Origin of the sequence: Nocardioides sp., from assembly GCF_025964975.1 — a bacterium.
GTDB lineage: Bacteria > Actinomycetota > Actinomycetes > Propionibacteriales > Nocardioidaceae > Nocardioides.
The window spans coordinates 1-18,543 of record NZ_JAOPXV010000184.1; the positions used below are offsets into that span (position 1 = coordinate 1).

At 70.1% G+C, this 18,543-nt stretch carries 22 protein-coding genes; 17 read left to right on the forward strand and 5 right to left on the reverse strand.

Annotated elements, in window-relative coordinates:
* The 4 genes from JWN68_RS14120 to JWN68_RS14135 all read left to right on the forward strand — a co-directional run.
* A partial coding sequence (locus JWN68_RS14120) for a TIGR00730 family Rossman fold protein (protein WP_297739985.1) occupies positions 1 to 750 on the forward strand: 750 nt, incomplete at its 5' end.
* 4 nt (positions 751 to 754) lie between these two features.
* The gene (locus JWN68_RS14125) at positions 755 to 1,051 is read left to right on the forward strand and encodes a DivIVA domain-containing protein (protein ID WP_297739987.1); all 297 of its coding nucleotides are present in this window, start codon (positions 755 to 757) and stop codon (positions 1,049 to 1,051) included.
* Between the two features lie 16 nt (positions 1,052 to 1,067).
* Positions 1,068 to 1,490: a hypothetical protein gene (locus JWN68_RS14130; RefSeq protein WP_297739989.1), complete on the forward strand. Its 423-nt coding sequence runs from the start codon at positions 1,068 to 1,070 to the stop codon at positions 1,488 to 1,490.
* Positions 1,491 to 1,581: 91 nt separating this feature from the next.
* Positions 1,582 to 2,274 (forward strand): M14 family zinc carboxypeptidase, encoded by a 693-nt coding sequence (locus JWN68_RS14135; protein WP_297740019.1) that lies wholly within the window; start codon positions 1,582 to 1,584, stop codon positions 2,272 to 2,274.
* 24 nt (positions 2,275 to 2,298) lie between these two features.
* On the opposite strand, the gene JWN68_RS14140 is transcribed toward JWN68_RS14135, so the two are convergent.
* The gene (locus JWN68_RS14140; protein WP_297739991.1) at positions 2,299 to 3,135 is read right to left on the reverse strand and encodes an enoyl-CoA hydratase-related protein; all 837 of its coding nucleotides are present in this window, start codon (positions 3,133 to 3,135) and stop codon (positions 2,299 to 2,301) included.
* Between the two features lie 243 nt (positions 3,136 to 3,378).
* Between JWN68_RS14140 and JWN68_RS14145 the strand changes: the two genes are divergently transcribed.
* From JWN68_RS14145 to JWN68_RS14155, 3 genes are read left to right on the forward strand one after another with little or no spacing between them, the layout of a single operon-like run.
* Positions 3,379 to 3,546 (forward strand): DUF3117 domain-containing protein, encoded by a 168-nt coding sequence (locus JWN68_RS14145; RefSeq protein WP_211730817.1) that lies wholly within the window; start codon positions 3,379 to 3,381, stop codon positions 3,544 to 3,546.
* A gap of 2 nt (positions 3,547 to 3,548) precedes the next feature.
* Entirely contained in the window at positions 3,549 to 5,081 is a 1,533-nt protein-coding gene (locus tag JWN68_RS14150; protein ID WP_297739995.1) for a M17 family metallopeptidase, read from the forward strand.
* Positions 5,081 to 5,419: a hypothetical protein gene (locus JWN68_RS14155; RefSeq protein WP_297739997.1), complete on the forward strand. Its 339-nt coding sequence runs from the start codon at positions 5,081 to 5,083 to the stop codon at positions 5,417 to 5,419. The genes JWN68_RS14150 and JWN68_RS14155 overlap by 1 nt, the downstream gene beginning before the upstream one ends.
* Positions 5,420 to 5,514: 95 nt before the next feature.
* On the opposite strand, the gene JWN68_RS14160 is transcribed toward JWN68_RS14155, so the two are convergent.
* Entirely contained in the window at positions 5,515 to 6,165 is a 651-nt protein-coding gene (locus tag JWN68_RS14160; protein WP_297740021.1) for an O-methyltransferase, read from the reverse strand.
* Positions 6,166 to 6,360: 195 nt separating this feature from the next.
* On the opposite strand from JWN68_RS14160, the gene sigE reads away from it, so the two are divergent.
* From sigE to JWN68_RS14175, 3 genes are read left to right on the forward strand one after another with little or no spacing between them, the layout of a single operon-like run.
* On the forward strand, positions 6,361 to 6,984 hold the full coding sequence (gene sigE, locus JWN68_RS14165) for an RNA polymerase sigma factor SigE (RefSeq protein WP_297740023.1): 624 nt from the start codon (positions 6,361 to 6,363) through the stop codon (positions 6,982 to 6,984).
* Positions 6,981 to 7,550 (forward strand): zf-HC2 domain-containing protein, encoded by a 570-nt coding sequence (locus tag JWN68_RS14170; RefSeq protein ID WP_297739999.1) that lies wholly within the window; start codon positions 6,981 to 6,983, stop codon positions 7,548 to 7,550. The genes sigE and JWN68_RS14170 overlap by 4 nt, the downstream gene beginning before the upstream one ends.
* Positions 7,547 to 9,010: a trypsin-like peptidase domain-containing protein gene (locus tag JWN68_RS14175; protein ID WP_297740001.1), complete on the forward strand. Its 1,464-nt coding sequence runs from the start codon at positions 7,547 to 7,549 to the stop codon at positions 9,008 to 9,010. The genes JWN68_RS14170 and JWN68_RS14175 overlap by 4 nt, the downstream gene beginning before the upstream one ends.
* 6 nt (positions 9,011 to 9,016) lie before the next feature.
* On the opposite strand, the gene JWN68_RS14180 is transcribed toward JWN68_RS14175, so the two are convergent.
* Positions 9,017 to 9,265: a helix-turn-helix domain-containing protein gene (locus JWN68_RS14180; protein WP_297740003.1), complete on the reverse strand. Its 249-nt coding sequence runs from the start codon at positions 9,263 to 9,265 to the stop codon at positions 9,017 to 9,019.
* A 130-nt stretch (positions 9,266 to 9,395) separates the two neighbouring features.
* Between JWN68_RS14180 and JWN68_RS14185 the strand changes: the two genes are divergently transcribed.
* The 4 genes from JWN68_RS14185 to JWN68_RS14200 all read left to right on the forward strand — a co-directional run bounded on the left by JWN68_RS14185 (position 9,396) and on the right by JWN68_RS14200 (position 14,301).
* Positions 9,396 to 10,127, forward strand: a complete 732-nt coding sequence (locus tag JWN68_RS14185) for a hypothetical protein (protein ID WP_297740005.1) — start codon at positions 9,396 to 9,398, stop codon at positions 10,125 to 10,127.
* 16 nt (positions 10,128 to 10,143) lie between these two features.
* Positions 10,144 to 11,397: a hypothetical protein gene (locus tag JWN68_RS14190; RefSeq protein WP_297740007.1), complete on the forward strand. Its 1,254-nt coding sequence runs from the start codon at positions 10,144 to 10,146 to the stop codon at positions 11,395 to 11,397.
* Positions 11,398 to 11,574: 177 nt separating this feature from the next.
* On the forward strand, positions 11,575 to 12,822 hold the full coding sequence (locus JWN68_RS14195) for a calcium-binding protein (protein WP_297740009.1): 1,248 nt from the start codon (positions 11,575 to 11,577) through the stop codon (positions 12,820 to 12,822).
* A 240-nt stretch (positions 12,823 to 13,062) separates the two neighbouring features.
* The gene (locus JWN68_RS14200) at positions 13,063 to 14,301 is read left to right on the forward strand and encodes a calcium-binding protein (protein ID WP_297740011.1); all 1,239 of its coding nucleotides are present in this window, start codon (positions 13,063 to 13,065) and stop codon (positions 14,299 to 14,301) included.
* On the opposite strand, the gene JWN68_RS14205 is transcribed toward JWN68_RS14200, so the two are convergent.
* Entirely contained in the window at positions 14,302 to 15,624 is a 1,323-nt protein-coding gene (locus JWN68_RS14205; RefSeq protein WP_297740012.1) for a hypothetical protein, read from the reverse strand.
* A 1-nt stretch (position 15,625) separates the two neighbouring features.
* Positions 15,626 to 16,069, reverse strand: coding sequence for a hypothetical protein (locus JWN68_RS14210; protein ID WP_297740013.1), 444 nt, complete (start codon positions 16,067 to 16,069; stop codon positions 15,626 to 15,628).
* A gap of 111 nt (positions 16,070 to 16,180) precedes the next feature.
* On the opposite strand from JWN68_RS14210, the gene JWN68_RS14215 reads away from it, so the two are divergent.
* The 3 genes from JWN68_RS14215 to JWN68_RS14225 form a co-directional block, all read left to right on the forward strand.
* The gene (locus JWN68_RS14215) at positions 16,181 to 17,650 is read left to right on the forward strand and encodes a wax ester/triacylglycerol synthase family O-acyltransferase (RefSeq protein ID WP_297740015.1); all 1,470 of its coding nucleotides are present in this window, start codon (positions 16,181 to 16,183) and stop codon (positions 17,648 to 17,650) included.
* Positions 17,647 to 17,979 carry a hypothetical protein gene (locus tag JWN68_RS14220; protein WP_297740016.1) on the forward strand — a complete coding sequence of 111 codons (333 nt, stop codon included), beginning with the start codon at positions 17,647 to 17,649 and terminating at the stop codon, positions 17,977 to 17,979. Before JWN68_RS14215 ends, JWN68_RS14220 begins: the two co-directional genes overlap by 4 nt.
* Before the next feature lie 9 nt (positions 17,980 to 17,988).
* A partial coding sequence (locus tag JWN68_RS14225; RefSeq protein WP_297740017.1) for an aldehyde dehydrogenase family protein occupies positions 17,989 to 18,543 on the forward strand: 555 nt, incomplete at its 3' end.

An 18,543-nucleotide genomic window follows, 5' to 3' on the forward strand; every position in this document is an offset into this window, starting at 1 on the left:
CGGTTCAAGGGCCCGGTGATGACGCGTCGAAGTCAGGTCCAGGAGGGCACCACCACCGACCAGCGCCTGCTCGACTCCCGAGGGACGGCCGACTGGGTGCACACCGACCCGTGGCGGGTGCTGCGCATCCAGTCCGAGTTCGTCGAGGGCTTCGGGGCGTTGGCCGAGATCGGCCCGGCCATCGGGGTCTTCGGCTCGGCCCGGACGCCGGTGGGCCACCCCGAATACGTCCGCGCGGAGCAGGTCGGACGGCGGCTCACCGAGGAGGGCTTCGCGGTGATCACCGGCGGCGGACCCGGCGCGATGGAGGCTGCGAACAAGGGGGCCAGCGAGGCGGGCGGGGTGAGCGTCGGCCTCGGCATCGAGCTGCCCTTCGAGGCCGGGCTCAACCAGTGGGTCGACAAGGGCATCAACTTCCGCTACTTCTTCGCCCGCAAGTCCATGTTCGTCAAGTACAGCCAAGGCTTCGTCGTGCTGCCGGGCGGCCTCGGCACCCTCGACGAGCTCTTCGAGGCGCTCACGCTCGTCCAGACCCAGAAGGTGACCTCGTTCCCGGTGGTGCTGCTCGGCACCGCCTACTGGCAGGGCCTGCTCGGCTGGCTGCGTGAGACCGTCCTCCAGGAAGGCAAGATCACCGACGCGGACCTTGAGATGTTCACCGTCACCGATGACGTCGAGCTGGCTGTTGAGCTCATGGTCAAGGCTCGGCAGGGCCGCATCGAGACACCTGCCGCCGAGCGGCCGGAGTGAGCCGATGATGTGGTTCTTCGCCATCCTGGTCGTTCTCGCGATGGGCGGGGTCGCGCTCGTGGCCTCGGGCCGTGCCGGCTCCCTTCCCGAGGAGTACGACGACCGCCCAGACGTCCGCGTGCCGGCGGGACCCCTCGTCGGGGACGACCTGCGCCGGGTGCGTTTCTCGCTTGCCTTCCGCGGCTACCGCATGAGCGAGGTCGACACCTTGCTGGCGCGGCTGGCCGAGCAGCTCGACGAGGGTTCGAGGCGCGCCAGCGACGCCGACGAAGCGCCGCGTGGCGGCGCCGATCCCGTCTGAGGCACACTCGGCGCCAATGTTCCTCGAAATGCTCGTCTATGTCCTCACTGTGCTGGCAGCGGTGGTGGTCGTCCTCACCCGGCTCCGCCTCGGCGGAGGGACCACGGCCGGCCGGGTCCAGATCAGTCACCGACTGCTGCTGGCACACACCGCCGCCGGCGCCGGGGCGTGGGTGTTGTGGGTGGCCTTCCTGGTGTTTCCGCTCGAGTCGGTCCCCGGAAGCCTCGGCACGGGGATCCTCGCGCTGGGCCTGTGGTGGCTCACGACGTTGCTCGGGCTGATGATTCTGGCCCGGTGGATGCCCGCCCGCGGAAGGCACGCCAGGTCCGGCGCGACCGACTCGTGGAGCAAGGGACCGTGGCTCTCCGTGCTGGCTCACGTCGGGCTGCTGGGCGGCGTGCTCTTCTTCACCTACGCCTACCTCACGGCGATCGTGTGAGTCGCCCCCTCGCCCGGTTGGCGATCGTGGCGGCCGCGGTGCTGGGCGGTCCCGTGCTGGCCGGTCCCGTGCAGGGCAGCACCCGCCCTCGCTGACCAGCACGACGGCGTACGGCGACGAGGACCCGCCACCCGCGGTCGTCGAGCGACGGGTCATCGGCCACTCGGTGACCGGCCGCCCGATCCGGGTCTGGCGGCTGGGGGAGCCGGGCCGACGCCGCGTCGTCATGATCTCCACGATGCACGGCAACGAGCCGCACACCCGCCAGATCCTCACCAGCCTGCGCGACCGCCGTCCGATCCGGGGGATCGACCTGGGGGTGATCCCCACCTACAACCCCGACGGGCTCGCGCGGCACTCGCGTCGCCATGCCCGTGGCGTCGACCTGAACCGCAACTATCCCAACGACTGGGTGGATCTCGACGGCAACTACGAGTCTGGGCCGCGACCGGCCAGCGAGCCGGAGACAGGTGCCGTGATGGGCTTCCTGCGACGCATCGACCCGGCTCGGGTGATCAACTTCCACCAGCCGCTGAACGGCGTGGACACCGATACGAAGGACCCGCGGTTCGCGCGCAGGCTCGCTCGAGCACTGTGGCCGCCGCAGACAAGGCTGGACTGCGGTGGGCTCTGCCACGGGACGATGACGGGTTGGTTCAACGCGCGCTTCGAGGGCTCCGCCCTCACCGTGGAGTACGCCGCACGCCCAGCCCGGCAACGGATGACGGCCGAGGCACCCCGCCAGCTGCTCAGGGTGCTCGGCGCCACCCGCGGCCCGGGCTGAGCCCGAGCCAGCGTCCCGGGTCGCTCAGCGACCGTGGAAGACCGGCTTCTGCTTCGCCACGAACGCGGCGACAGCGGCGGCGTGGTCCTCGGTGGCACCTGTGAGGTTCATCATCTCGCCCTCGTTGGCCAGCGAGTCGGCGAAGGAGTGCTGGGAGGAGTAGGCGACCGAGCGCCGGATCGCGGCGAACGCCACGGTGGGTCCGGCAGCCAGGCGTGCGGCGAGGGCGCTCACGGTGGCCTCGAGGTCGGATGACGGGACGACCTGGTTGGCCAGGCCCAGGCTGAGCGCCTCATCGGCCGGGATGGTGCTGGGGAAGTAGAGCAGCTCCAGCGCCTTGGCCTGGCCGACGAGCCGGGGCAGGTGGTAGCTGGCTCCCGTGTCACAGGACAGGGCGACGCCGGCGAAGGCGAAGTTGAAGCCCGCCGTGTCGGCCAGCACCCGCATGTCACAGGCCAGGGCGAGCGAGGCGCCGGCCCCGGCTGCGACCCCGTTGACCGCGGCGATGACCGGCTTGGGCATGGTCGCCAACGCGGTCACGATCGGGTTGTAGTGCTTTTCGACCGTGGTGAACAACGCGTCGCTGTCGCCGGTGCGCAGCAGCTCGATGTGCTCCTTGAGGTCCTGCCCGACGCAGAAGCCGCGGCCGGACCCGGTGAGGACGGCGCACCGCACGGCCTCGTCGTCGGCAACCGCCTGCACGATGTCGCGCAGGAGCTCCTTGGTGGCGATGTCGAGGCTGTTGAGCCCCGCCGGCCGATTCAGGGTGATCGTGGCGACGCCGTCGGCGACCCTGAGCAGGACGGGCTCCCCGCCGTCACCGGCGGACGGGGCGGACGGCTGGCTGGTGGAGTCGGTCATGAGCGCAGTCTGCCCGACCGGCTGTCCCGCTGGCTGCCCGACCTGGTGGTCGTCTGCAGGCGGCGTACGCGCAGGCAAATGTGGCAGGTCGGGGAGCCTGAGGCGACCTGTGGTCCGCGTCACTTCTGGCATGAGGGATAATGGATGGAGTACGACGCCGTCGAGAGGGCCACGCCACCTCGATTTCGCATGTGGAGCCGCCTTCGGGTGGGCCACTGGAGTGAGAATCAGGAAGGTGCGCCCATGGCCGCCATGAAGCCCAGGACGGGTGACGGACCTCTCGAGGTGACCAAGGAAGGTCGCGGCATCGTCATGCGCGTCCCGCTCGAAGGCGGTGGCCGCCTCGTGGTCGAGCTCAACGCCGACGAGGCTGCAGCGCTCGGGGATGCGCTCAAGGACGTCGTCGGCTGATCGTGGCCACGACCCCACAGCTTCCTGTCCAGGTCTCCCCACCGGAGTTCGCGCTCAGCCCGGCCCTTCCACACCAGATCGGCGGAGCCGAGGTGTGGGCGCTGCCGGTGATCCCGCCTGACGGCGAGGGTGGTTCCCTGGCGCTCGGCCCCGGCGCTGAGGAAGCCGGTGACCTGCTCGGGCTGGACCTGCTCGGCATTCTCGAGGTGCACAAGGCCACCGGTCGCACCGGCGAGGCGATCACCGTCCCGGTCGTCCACGACGACGTCCAGCTGCTCCTGCTCGTCGGACTGGGCGAGCAGTCCGTCACCGATTTCCGGCGCGCCGGCGCCACCGTGGCGCGTGCCACCAAGGACCGTGCGAGCGTCGCGTCGTCGATCACCGCGATCGCCACCGGCGAGGCCCTCGGTGCCTTCGTGATCGGCGCGATGCTCGGTTCCTTCGGCTTCCACTGGCGATCCTCGGCTCCCACCGAGGTGCCGGTGGCCCGGATCGTGCTGGCCGGAACGATCGACGAGGACGCCGACGACGAGCTCGCCCGCGCGCTCGCTGCCGGGGGCGCCGGCTGGCGCTCGCGCATGCTTGCCTCGGTGCCGTCCAACCTCAAGAACCCCGCCTGGCTCGCCGAGCAGGCCGAAGAGCTGGCGGCGTCCGCCGGCCTCGACGTGACCATCTGGGATGACGCACGGCTGGCTCAGGAGGGCTTCGAGGGCGTGCTCGCCGTCGGCAGCGCCTCCGACACCCCGCCGCGACTCATCCGTCTCGACTACACGCCCCGTGGTGGGACCAGGAAGACGCCAACCGTCGTGCTGGTCGGCAAGGGCATCACCTTCGACAGCGGTGGCCTCGACATCAAGCCGCCCGAGGGCATGCTGTCGATGAAGCGCGACATGTCCGGCGGGGCCGCGGTGCTGGCCACCATGGCGGCGCTTCGCGACGTCGACTGCCGGGTCAAGGTGATCGGCCTCGTCCCGGCCGCTGAGAACGCCATCAGCGGCAGCGCGATGCGCCCCGGCGACGTGATCCGTCACTACGGCGGCCGCACGAGTGAGGTCACCAACACCGACGCCGAGGGCCGCCTGGTGCTGGCGGACGCCATGGCGTACGCCGTCGCGGAGCTCGACCCGGCCGTCCTCGTCGACGTCGCCACGCTCACCGGAGCCATGAAGGTCGCGCTCGGACAGGGGACCGGCGGCTACTTCGCCAACAACGACGCCCTGGCCGGGCTGCTCGCCGACGCGTCCGCGTCCTCGGGTGAGCCGCTGTGGCGGATGCCGCTCGTGCGCGACTACGAGGAGCAGGTCAGGTCCAAGGTCGCCGACGGGGACAACTCCGCCGGGGGAGCAGGCGCGATCACCGCGGCCTTGTTCCTCCAGCACTTCGCCGGGGACGTCCCGTGGGCCCACATCGACTTCGCCTCCATCGCCGATGCGCCGGCCGAGCGCTACGAGTGGACCAAGGGCCCCACCGGTTTCGGTCCGCGACTGCTGCTGGCGTGGCTCGGCTCCGAATCCCCCCTGGAAGGAATCGTGTGATGAAGGGTCTGACTGTTCGGTGGTCCCTCGTCGATGCCGCGGACGGCGTCGAGGAGGAGCTTGCGGCGTACGTCGCCGACACCTCCCACGCCCGGTTCACCGGCATGGCCGGCCTGCACTTCAAGGTATGGCGCCAGGTGCCCGGACAGTGGTTCGAGGGCTGTTACGTCTTCGCCACGGAGGAGGCGCGCGCCGAGTTCCAATCCGCCTTCGAGAAGACGGCGGCTGAGTCTCCGGGCTCGAAGATCATCGGTTCGCCGCCGATCCTGATCGAGGCCTGCGACATCGTGGCGATCGCCGAGGGCTGGGACGGCTTCACCGCCGCACCCCGCTTCTGACCCCTCTGCCCAGCCTCGGGCCCGGGGGTGCGTGAGCCACATTCCCGGAGCGGTGGAATGTGGGTGTGGCGCCGCGCCGTGGAACCGCCCCGCGCTCAGGCTTCGGGCTTCCAGACCTTCTTGGCCACGAGCAGCCCGTCACCGACCGGCAGCAGGACGGACACGAGGGCTTCGTTGTCGGCGATCGTCCTGCCGAGCTCACGGATCGCGGTCGTCTCGTCGTCGCGCTGGGCAGGGTCGGCCACCCGGTCGTGCCACAACGCGTTGTCGAAGGCCACCACACCGCCGGGACGCAGCAACCGGACCGCCTCGGCGAGGTAGGCGGCGTACTCACGCTTGTCACCGTCGCAGAAGACCAGGTCGTAGTGACCGTCCGTCAGCCGTGGAAGGACGTCCAGCCCGGCGCCGGCGATGGTGCGCGCCCGGTTGCCGGGGATGCCGGCATCACTGAAGGTCTCCTTGGCGAGGCGCTGGTGCTCCGCCTCGATGTCGACGGTGGTCAGGACTCCGTCCGACCGCATGCCGCGGAGCAGCCACAGGCCCGAGACACCGGTGCCGGTGCCGATCTCCACCACGGCGCGCGCGTCCAGCACCGAGGCCAGGAAGCGCAGGGCCGCCCCGCCGCCCGCACTGATCGGGGAGACGCCGACCTCCTCCGCGCGGGCTCGCGCCGCGGCGAGGACGTCGTCCTCCGCAACGAACTGCTCGGCGTAGGTCCAGCTCGCGGGCTTGATCGGGGTGGTGATGGTGTCCTCCTGGAGACAAGTGACGCGGGTGCGAGGTGCCGAGGGTTGCTCTGCGGCCGACTCTATCGCTCCTGCTCGACGTGAACGGGAACACACGAGTCCGGCCGACCGTTGGGTTGGGCACGACGAGGTTCACAGGTTCTTCTCAGACCCGGCGCCTAGCTTGAGGAGGTCAGGACACTGATCGGTCAACAGCTGCAACGCCAGGAGGCACCCGTGAGCGACGCACGCGAGGCAGTGGTCGGGGTCCCCACCTGGGATGAGATCGTCGAGAACCACTCCGATCGCGTGTTCCGCCTGGCCTACCGCCTCACCGGCAACCGTCCGGACGCCGAGGACCTCACGCAGGAGGTCTTCGTCCGCGTGTTCCGTTCGCTGGACACCTACACCCCAGGCGCCTTCGAGGGGTGGCTGCACCGGATCACCACCAACCTCTTCCTCGACGGGGCGCGCCGCAAGCAACGGATCCGGTTCGACGCCCTCTCCGACGAGCGGGCGGCGCGTCTGGAGAGCGCCGACGTCGCGCCCGAGCTGGCCTATGCCGACCAACGCTTCGACGACGACATCGAACGAGCCCTTGCCACGCTTCCTCCCGACTTCAGGGCCGCTGTCGTCCTGTGTGACGTCGAAGGTCTGACCTACGAGGAGATCGCCGACATCCTCGACGCCAAGCTCGGCACGGTCCGCTCCCGCATCCACCGCGGGCGCGCCATGCTGAGACGAGCGCTGGTCCATCGAGCGCCGACCGAGGGACGCAAGCGCTACGCCGGGCCCAGTGTCGACGCCGGGTCCACCGGGGCCACGAGGGCAGGCGCGTGATGCACCTCGGCCCGCGTGTCAGTGCGCTGCTGGACGGCCGGTTGCCGCCCGACGAGGAGGAGCGCGCCTGGGCGCACGTCCATGAGTGCCACCCGTGCCGCGACCTCGTCGAGCGTGAGGGCTGGATCAAGACCAGGCTGGCCGGTCTCTCCTTTGCCGACCGCACCGACTGCGGTGCGCCGAGCCGGCTCAAGGACTCGCTCCTGGCATCGTGCACGCTGCCGGCCGGGCAGGCGTCGCTGGTCCCGGCACGCTTCGCGGCCTCGACCAGCCCCCGCTTTCGTCACCGTTCGCTCGCGGCGATCGGCGGTGGCGCCGCTGGTGCCGCCGTGGTCGGGGTCCTGGTGCTCGGGGCAGCAGGTACCCCCCAGCTCGACCGTCGAGCCCCGAGCGACCTCTCGCGGCCGACGCCCAGCTCCAACCCGGCCCTGGACGATGGCCCGGCCGAGCCTCCTTCGCGCCCGGTGTCTCGACGCCTTCGGAACGCGAGTGACACGCCGCTGACCAGGATCGCTGCCTACATGGAGATGGAGTCTCAGGGGCCACCGGTCAGAATGACTCCGTGAGCGACGACAAGTTCCGCCCCAGCACCCCAGACCCCGACTCCGGCGGTCCCGACGTGCACCGCGAGGACGACGAGCCCACCCAGCCGATTTCCGGCACCAGCTGGACCTCGCCGTCCCAGTCGCACCCCGTCGCTGCTGAGCAGCCCCCGGCCGCACAGTTGGACCAGGGGCCGAGCGGCCACGAGCAATCCGATCCCGGCGCCCACCCGGCCGGCCCGGCCCCCGGCCCGGTCTTCCCCGTCCCGGCCCAGCCGTCGCCATGGGGTCCGCGACCCGGTGCGGGGCCCCTGCCGCCGGCGTACGGCCCGGGTGCGCCCACTGCGGTGATGCCGGTGCACCGGGAACAGCTGGCCAAGGCGCCGGTGTCTGGTTGGGTCTGGCCCGTGGTCGCGGCGCTGTCGCTGCTCGTGGGCCTGATGGGAGGGCTCCTGGGGGCACTCGGCTATGACCAGCTCGACGACGGTCCATCGAGGTTCGACGATGGCCTCGAGTCGGTGCAGACGCGCAACTCGGCTCCTCTCGACGCCCACAACGGGTCGATCGCCGCCGTCGCCGATGAGCTGCTGCCGAGCACCGTGCAGATCATCGCCGCTTTCGAGGGTGAGGACGAGGGCGCCACCGGGTCCGGGTTCGTCCTCGACCGCGAGGGGCACGTCGTCACCAACAACCACGTCGTCGCCGCGGCGGCCGAGGACGAGGGACCCATCAAGGTCGTCGACAGCCTGGGCGTGCGCCACGAGGCCAGCGTCGTGGGACGCAGCACGGTCTACGACCTGGCCATCCTGCTGGTCGAGGATCCCGAGGGACTGCAGCCGGCCGCCCTGGGGTCCTCCTCCGTCCTGCGCGTCGGTGACCCGGTGATCGCCTTCGGGTCTCCGCTGGGCCTCAGCCAGACGGTGACCTCGGGGATCGTGAGCGCCCTGGACCGACCGGTCACCACGGGTGACGCGGAGAACACCTCGTCCTACATCAACGCCGTGCAGACCGACGCCGCGATCAACCCCGGCAACTCCGGCGGGCCGCTCGTCAACCTCGCGGGCGAGGTCGTCGGCGTGAACTCCGCGATCGCAACCACTGGAGGCGGTGGCCTGGGAGGCGGCGCCTCGGGCAACATCGGGGTCGGGTTCGCCATCCCGATGGAGCAGGTCCGGATCACGGCTGACCAGATCCTGAAGACCGGTGAGGCGCGCTATCCGGTGATCGGGGCCACCGTGCAGACGGGCGGGGCCGAGTCCACCGGTGCGCTCATCAAGAAGGTCAACGCCGGCACTCCCGCCGAGGACGCCGGCCTGCTCAAGGACGACGTGGTCACCGAGGTCGAGGGCAAGCTCGTCGCCGACGGGATCGCCCTGATCGTGGCCATCCGCACCCACCAGCCCGGCGACACCATCGAGTTCACGATCATGCGCGACGGCTCGGAGCAGTCGGTCGAGATCACCCTGGACGGCGAGGTCGGCTGAGCGAGGTCAGGCCTCGTCGCCGCGGCCGCTCTCGCTCTCCACGAACGGGTGGGCAGAGACGAAGGTCTTGGTCTCGTCGTACATCCGCTCGATGTACTTCTCCAGCTCCGTCGCCTCGACCCGCCACTGGCCGCGGCCGCCGATCTTGATGGCTGGCAGGTCACCGCGCCTCACGAGGGCGTAGACCTGTGCGCTCGACGTGTTGAGCACTTCTGCCACGTCGGCCAGCGTGAGGAAGCGAGCGGTGGGGGCCATGGCGACATGGTGCCACTGGAGGCGCCGGGGACGGTACGCCGCTCCGCCGGCCTGTGCAGAACAGTTGATCGTTCTCGCACCTGTGGACAACCCCTCGTGAGCCATGGGGCCGACGGTCCATGATGTCCCGGTGTCTCGGACCACAGCCGCTGCCGACGTGCCCGCCGCCACCCGCGCCCAGCCTCCCGGTTGGCGAGATCCGAGGCTGTGGATCGGGGTGTTGATCGTGGCGGCCTCGGTGATCGCCGGGGCGCGCGTCCTGGGCTCGGCCGACGACTCGGTCACCGTGTGGGCCGTGACTCGTGACCTGGCACCCGGCGACACGCTCCGGGCGCAGGACCTGACCTCGCGGTCGGTGCGCTTCGGTGACGGTGCCGATCTCGAGCGATACCTGCGCACCTCCGAGCCGCTGCCCGAGGACCTCCGGGTCGTCCGCGGCCTCGGTGCCGGAGAGCTCGTTCCCGCCGGGGCGATCGGCTCCGGGGATGCAGCGGACACGGTGATCGTGTCGTTGGCCTTTCCTCCCGAGCTGATCCCGACCAACATCGGCACCGGTTCGGTGATCGAGCTGTTGGTCATCCCCGAGGAGAGTGCCCTCGACGACGGTGCCCTTGACGACGGTGCCCCCGAAGCCGGTGCCCCGGCCGGCACGCGCGGCGAGGGCGAGAACGAGACGGCCGAGCCGAACACCGTCCTCTCCGACGTGGTCGTGATCGATGCGCCGTCCGCTGCCGACTCCCTCGGCAGCGTGAGCCGGGGCCGCCAGCTGGTGCTGGGGATCCCCGAGTCGGAGTCCGGGGCGCTGGCCGAGATCCTCGCGGCCAGCGAGGACCAGCGCGTACGCGTGCTCGTCCGCGGTTGAGGCGGGGAGCAAGTCGATGATCTGCGTGCTGATGATGGCCTCGGGGGCGGCGTGGGAGTCGGACGCCTTCGCCCGGCTGACAGGGACTGATGGCGTCGTCGTCCTCAAGCGCTGTGTCGATGTCGACGACCTGCTCGCCACGGCCACCAGTGGTCAGGCCGACGTGGCAGTCGTCGGGCTCGACGCTCCCGGTCTGGATCCGTCGGCGGTGACCCATCTGAGGCGCTATGCCGTCCGTCCGGTCGCCGTCTCGACCGCGGCTGTCGATGACCTCGACGTCCGTGCTCGCGCGGCACGCCTGGGGATCGGGGCGCTGGTCGCCTGCGACGACCTGGACCCGTTGGCCGAGGTGGTCACCGACGTCGAGGACGTGGCCGACACACAGGTGCGGGGTGGACACGACCCCGAGCCCCGCGTTCAGGACAACGGCGCCGGTGGGCGGCGGATCGTTGCCGTGTGGGGTCCTGGTGGCGCCCCGGGTCGCACCACCGTTGCCGTGTCCCTCGCCTGCGAGCTCGCGAGTCGGGGCGGCTCGGCCGTCCTGGTGGACGCAGACCCCTACGGCGGTGGTGTCGCGCAGCAGCTGGGCATCCTCGACGAGGTGTCCGGGCTGCTGTCTGCCGCGAGGTTGGCCGCGGCCGGCCAGCTCGCCGAGCGCTTCGGCTCCACCGCTCGAGCGGTGGGGGATGGGCTCACCGTGATCACCGGCCTGCCGCGTGCGGACCGCTGGATCGAGGTGCGCCCGACGCACCTGGAGTCGGTGCTCGAGGAGGCGGGGGCCATGGGCGACGTCGTCGTCGACACCGGGTTCAGCCTCGAGGACGACCCCGCAGGTGACTTCGCTGCTCGTCCGTCCCGCAACGCCATGACCCTCACGTCCCTGGGGATGGCAGATGAGATCGTCGTGGTGGGTGCAGCCGACCCCGTGGGCCTCTCGCGACTGGCCCGCGGTCTGGTCGACCTACGAGAGGTGACCGGCGGCGTGCCCGTCCGCGTCGTCGTCAACCGGATGCGCTCCAGCCTCGGCTGGTCCGAGCGCGAGATCGCGGGGATGGTCGAGGGCTTCTCCCGCGTGTCCGGTCTTCACCTCCTCCCCGATGACCAGACCGCCGCAGACCGGGCCCTGGTGGCGGGCGCGTCGTTGCGCGAGGGCGGCGAGACCCCGCTCGTGCGGGCTCTGGGTGGCGTCGTCGACGCTGTCTTCCCCGCGTCGGCCAGCAAGGAGCCTGCGCGGCGCCGAGGGGCGCGCCGCGGCATCCTGCGCCGCTGACCGGGTCGTGCTGAGCCTGCCCCCGGCCCCCCGTGGGCCGTTGCTGAATATCCACGTTAATGCCACAAAAGATCCACAAATCGGCTTTACTGAGTCAGCCCCCCCGGCTCCGTAGGACACCGAAGGATCGTTGTGAACTGCTCGCGCGCGCGTTTGATCGCTCCCTCCGTCCTGGCCATGGCTTTGTCCTTTCCTGGCCTCGCCGCCTACGCGGGTGCCACGAACACCAACGACAGGATCAACGGCAGCGGCAGCGCCGACCGGATCGTCTCGCTCGGGGGCAACGACAAGATCAAGAGCAAGGGCGGCAAGGACACGATCCTGTCGGGTCCGGGTAACGACAGCGTCGACGGGGGATCCGGAGACGACTCGATGCAGGGCGGTCCCGGCGACGACGTCCTGGCCGGCGGCACGGGCAACGACAAGTTGGCCGGCAGCGCCGGCAACGACGGCGTGACCGGTGGACTCGGCAACGACAAGCTCATCGGTGCGGTCGGTCTCGACACCCTGGACGGCGGGGAGGGCAACGACTCGATCCAGGGTCAGGGCAGCGATGACGTGCTCCTCGGGGGAACGGGTGTGGACACCATCCTCGGAGCCGAGGGCAACGACACGATCGATGCCGGACCGGACAACGACACGGCCGACGCCGGCACTGGTGAGGACAGCGTCATCGGTGGCGACGGCGACGACGACCTCGACGGCAACGGCGACAACGACAGCATCGACGGCGGCCTCGGCGACGACAACCTGGCCGGAGCCTCGGGGGACGACGCGATCCTGGGCGGAGACGGCGCCGACCGCAGCAACGGAGGTGACGGCAATGACGTCCTCGACGGCGGGCCCGGCAATGACGGTTCCCCGGCGGTGGATGGCGGCACCGAAGGCGGCCCCGAGCTCAACGGCGGTCCCGGCAACGACCGACTCACCGGCGGTGACGGCAACGACAAGCTCATCGGCGGGGACGACAACGACTACCTCGACGGCGGCCCCGGTGACGACTGGTCGCTCAGCGGCGGCACCGGCGACGACACGATCGTCGACGGCGACGGCAACGACCAGTACATCAAGGGCGACGAGGGCAACGACACCATCTTCGTCGGTCCGGGCGCGGACAAGGTCTACTCGGAGCAGGGCGACGACACGATCTACCTCTACCCCGACGGTGTCCGCGACGAGTTCTACTGCGACGACTACGACGACATCGGCACGGCCAACGAGGGCAAGAACGACCGCGTCTACTACATCGGCGCCATCGACCCCCTCGACAAGATCGACGCTGACCGACGCACGTGCGAGTCGATCACCGTGATCGACTACCTGCCGGCCGGCTGGCCCTACGGTCCGATCGCGTCGGGCGGTCAGAACTCCCGGGTCTCCGCACCTGCGGCGTACACGACGTCCGAGGACGCGCGCCTGTTCTGATCGGCCGGAGTCTGATCGGCACGAGTCCGGTGTACGGCGCTGACACTGCCCAACGGGGGGCAGGCACGTAGCCCGTTCGGAAGGGGTCCGACCGTCTCGGATCGACCGATAGTCCGTTCGGGCAGGGCCGGACCCCCCGAAAGGTCCATCTATTTCCTGATCGCCCACGCGCGTCCCTAGCGTGCGGTTCCCTGAGCGTCGGCCCCCGGCTATGTGACAGACCCCCGACCTAGGACACTCGTGAACCGATCCAGCGCGTACGTGCTCGCCCCTCTCGTCCTGGCCATGTCCCTGTCCGTGTCCGGGCTCGCCCACGCCGGCGCGACGGGCGCCAACGACAACATCACTGGCAGCGGCCGTGCCGACCGCATCGCCTCGCTCGGCGGTCACGACAAGATCAAGAGCAAGGGCGGCGGGGACACGGTCCTGTCCGGCTCCGGCAACGACACCGTCGACGGTGGTTCGGGCAACGACTCGCTGAAGGGTGGATCGGGCAACGACAGCATCGTGGGCGGCGGTGGCGACGACAAGCTGGTGGGCGCAGTCGGGCTGGACCGGCTCGACGGCGGCACGGGCAACGACTCACTGCAGGGTCAGGGCAACAACGACGTGCTGCTGGGCGGGTCGGGCATCGACACCATCCTCGGCGCCGAGGGCGACGACACGATCGACGCGGGCACCGAGGACGACGCGGTCGATGCCGGCACCGGCAACGACACGGTCCTCGGTGGCGACGGCAACGACGAGCTCGACGGCAACGGCGACAACGACTCGGTCGACGGTGGTCTCGGTGACGACGAAATGGCCGGCGCCTCGGGCGACGATCTGCTCGCGGGCGCTGACGGCGCCGACCGGATGAACGGCGGTCCGGGCAACGACGTCATGGACGGTGGACCTGGCAACGACGGGTCTCCGGCAGTCATCGGCGGCACTGTCGGTGGTCCGGAGCTCAACGGGGGGCCCGGGAACGACCGCCTCACCGGCGGCGATGGCAACGACAAGCTCATCGGGGGCGACGGGGAGGACTATCTCGAGAGCGGGCCGGGTGACGACTGGTCGCTCAACGGAGGACCGGGGAACGACATCCTGATCGATGGCGAAGGCAACGACGCCTACATCAAGGGTGACGAGGGCGACGACACCATCTTCGTGGGACCCGGAGCGGACAAGGTCTACTCAGAGCAGGCCACCGACACGGTCTACCTGTACGACGACGGTGTCCGGGACGAGATCTACTGCGACGACTACGACGACATCGGCACCGCGAACGAGGGGCTGAACGACCGGGTCATTTTCGTCGGCCCGATCGACCCGTTGGACAAGGTCTACGGAGATCGCCTCACGTGCGATGTCATCTCGACGATCGACTACCTTCCCGAGGGTTGGCCCTACGGGCCGGTGGACCTGGGCGGTCGGAGCCAACGGACGTCGGTGGACAGCGCCTCCTCGTCGACCAGCCTGAGCCCGCGCCTGTTCTGATCAGCTCGCGAAGAGCAGGTAGAGCCCGCCCACGGTGAAGCCGACCATCGCGAAGAGCAGGGGCAGCTGACCGGTGAGCTGGTGCTTCGCGGGCAGCAGCTGGACGGCCCGCTCGTGCGCGGCGATCACCCCGAGCACGTGCCCGACGACGACCGCGATCACCTTCAGGCGCGCCAGGAACTCGGGGTGGTAGGTCAACCAGAGGTTCACGCCCAGGTCGGCGGTGCCGAGGTAGTTGTCGCCGCGGCTGAGCGGGTCGCTGAGCTGGGCGAGGGTGATCTGGCCGTACTCGACCAGGTATCTCAGGTAGTGGGCCACGATGTAGCCGATGATGATCGGCACGACCGAGTGCGCGAAGAGGTCGGGCAGGGCGCTGCGGCGTACGCCCTCGGCGACGCCCGTCGCCATGGTGGCCGTGGCGAGGATGACCCCCACTGAGACACAGAAGGCCAGCAGGGCCAGGTTGTTGAGCACGAAGCTGTCGATGCTCGACCGCTGGACGAACTGCACCCAGCGGTCGGACTCCCTGAAGGAGTCGAAGGCGGTGCTGCCGAAGAGCACCGCCACGACACCCACCAGCCCCGGCTTGGCGCTCACGGTGTCGAGGTTGGCCAGCGGCGACCGGACCAGCAGCCGACCGTCGCGCTGACCCCACACGGAGAGCTTGGCCGCCAGCGAGGAGTAGACCTCGAAGGGATCCGCGTGGGCGAAGAACGTGTCGCCGAAGAGAGCGCCGCCCAGGAGCATGATCCCGAGGTAGGCCGCACACCACAGCCGGACCGCCCCGATGTCGGTCGAGCTCGGGTAGACGAGCTCGAGCCAGACGAAGGCGAAGAGGCCGAGTGCCGCGGGCCAGTAGCCCCACCGCATCGGGTAGGAGTAGAGGCCTTCCCCGGGCTTGCTTCCCGACAGCCTGGCCAGCAGCAGGTTGATCGTGCGGCTGGGGCTGATGATTTTCCACACCGGCCCGACGAGCACCGACAGCAGCATGACGCCGACCCAGACGAGGACGTAGAAGACCCCCAGGAACGGGTTGACCAAGGTGTCCTGGCCGGCCACCGAGGCCCAGCCGACGTAGAGCATCGCCACGATGCCGAAGGCCCGCCACCCGACCCGCCACGGCGTCGAGCTGGTCAGCCGGTCGAGCCAGAGGGGTGCCGGGCGGCCACTCGACGCGGCGTCGTAGCGGGGCCTGCGCCACGCGATCGCCAACACGCTGAACGAGACGACCAGAGCGGCGACGGCACCGGCAATGGCGAGGTCGAGCGAGAGCGGAAGATCCTTGGCCCCGCCGAGCCCGTGCGCGAGGAGGCGTTCGTCCACGTCAGCGGACTTCGAGCTGGACGAGCACGACCTCGAGCTCGTGCAACTCCACCTCGACCACGCCGGGTCGGTCGAACGTCAGCGGCACCTCGGTGGTGCCGACCTCGATGGGGACTTCCTGCTCCGGCGTGGCGTGCACGTGCAGCTCGTCCGGCGCGTCGGAGGTGATCCGCAGGATGACCTCCTCGCCGACGGCGGCGTCGACCCGTTCGCCGTTGGGGACGACCTTCCCGTCCGCGATGGTGATGTCGATGACCTGATCGTCCGGAGATGCGGTCTCGGTGGGGGAGCTGGAGTCCGACGGCGTCTCGGGTGACGCGCTCGTCGGCTCGGCCGCGTCGACGGGCTCGGCGTCGTCGCCGCAGCCGGTTGCTCCGAGGGCGATGGCAGTTGCAAGGACCAGCGTCGCGACTCCTCGCGAGCGCGAAGACAGTGTGGGGGTCATGGGGTGCTCTCCTCCGTGAGATGTTCTCTGTCACAATCCCACGCGGGGTGACAATGTCCGTGCCCGGGGCTGGGAGGCTGTGGTACGCGACACCATGACGAAGGGGCACACATGAGCGAGCGGCTCCGGCCGCGGGACCTGGCGTTCCTGGCCACCGAGTCCCCCCGAACTCCGATGCACAACGCCACCCTGGAGATCTTCGACCCGGGTGAGTCCGGGTTCGACTACGCCAGGCTGGTCGACCTGATCGCCGACCGCATCGCGTTCGTCCCGCGCTACCGGCAGCGCCTGCAGTCGATCCCCGGCCGGCTGGCAACACCGGTCTGGGTGGACGACCCGAACTTCGAGCTCAGCTATCACGTGCGTCGCTCGGCGCTCCCGCGCCCGGGCGACCACGACCAGCTCCGCGAGCTCGTCGCCCGGATCGCGTCGAGGCCGCTCGACCGGTCGCGTCCGTTGTGGGAGACCTACTTCGTCGAAGGGCTGGCGCAGGGACGCATCGCGATCCTGACCAAGAGCCACCAGATCCTGGTGGACGGCCGCGAGACCGTCGACATCGGTCAGGTCCTGCTGGACACGGAGCCGGACCGGCCCCGGCTCGGGCACGACGAGTGGCACCCGCAGGGGCGCCCCGACTCGCTCTCGTTGGCCCTCGGTGCCCTCACGGACTCCCTCGAGAACCCCGTCACGATCCTCAACACCGCGCGTGCCAACAGCGCCTCACTGATCCGTACGGCGAACGCCACCCGACAGCGGTTCGGTGACGTGGCGGGAGCGCTGGCCGGCCGCCGGCCCGTCGCGTCGTCCCCGATCAACCGTCGCCTGTCACAGCAACGGCGCTTCTTGTCGATCGACACCCAGCTCGACGACTACAAGCGCATCCGCCGCGTCCACGGCGGCACCATCAACGACGTCATCCTGGCCACCATCACCGGCGGCCTACGCGGCTGGCTGATGACGCGCACCGAGTCGATGGCGGGCTTGAAGACCCTCAAGGCGATCGTGCCGATGTCGGTGATCGACGACGAGCTCGAGCCCACGTCGCTGGGCACGCAGATCGCGGCGCACCTCGTCCACCTGCCCATCTCGGAGGCCTCACCCGTCGTGCGGCTGCACCAGGTGAGCTACAGCTTCCGTGCGCACAAGGAGACCGGCCGTGGCGTGGGAGCCGACCGCCTCGCCGGGATCGCAGGGTTCGCGCCGACCACGTTCCATGCGCTCGGGTCGCGGGTGGCAGCCGATGAGCTGCGCCGCGGTTTCCACCTCTCGATCACCAACGTGCCCGGTCCCCAGTTCCCCCTCTACGCCGGTGGCGCCCGGATGGTCGAGACCTACCCGGTGCATCCGCTGTTCCCCGACCACGCGCTTTCGATCGGCGTCACCTCCTACGACGGGCGCGTCTTCTACGGCGTCACGGCCGACCGCGACGCCCTGCCCGACGTCGACACGCTCGGCCAGTGCCTCCTCGAGTCCCTCGACGAGCTCAAGGAGTCAGCCAGCGAGTCGCGCCAGCGTGCTCCGAGGGGCCGCAAGAAGGGCGAGCCGGCGGTGCCGGCTCGCGGCAGGGGGAAGAAGAAGTGAGGGTCTACCTGCCCCTCACCTTCCAGCGTCTCGCTGACGTCGCCGCGGCCGGGTCGGTGCCCGCGGACGTCGAGAAGTTCGTCGCGGAGGACGAGTCGGAGGAGGCGGAGTACGCCGCACTGATGACCGCCGCCGACGCCTCCGCGCAGCTCTCGAGTGGATCGGAGCGCCGCGTGGTGCTGGCCGCCGACGTGGTCGAGATGGAGGGCGGCGTACCCCGGACGATGTGGGCGTCGGTGCACGTCGACCTCGACGACGACCCGGACCCGGACGACGACCTCGCCTGGTACGCCAGCCAGGAAATAACGGACCTGCTGGCGGGTCGCTAGGGTCGGTCCATGGACGCGATCACCTTCCCGCCGGCTCCCACCAACGAGACCAACCTGACCTACGCCCCGGGGACTCCCGAGCGGGCTGAGCTGAAGGCGGAGCTCGCGCGGCTCGAGGGCCAGCAGCACGACCTGTCGGCCCACGTCGACGGGGAGAAGCGCGACGGTGGCGGGGCCGAGATGAAGGTCGTGCAGCCGCACGACCACCAGCACGTCCTGGGCACCTTCAAGAACGCCACGACCGACGACGCCGAGGCCGCTCTCAAGGCCGCCAAGGCTGCTGCTCTGCCGTGGCAGCGGATGCCGTTCGACGACAAGTGCTCCATCATCCCCAAGGCGGCCGACCTGCTGGCGGGTCCGTGGCGGCAGCGGATCAACGCGGCCACGATGCTGGGTCAGTCGAAGACGGCCTACCAGGCCGAGATCGACGCGGCCTGCGAGCTGATCGACTTCTGGCGGTTCAACGTCCACTTCGGTCACGAGATCCTCGGTCAGCAGCCGGTCGCGAACGCGCGGGGTGTCTGGAACCGGACCGACCACCGGCCCCTCGAGGGATTCGTCTAC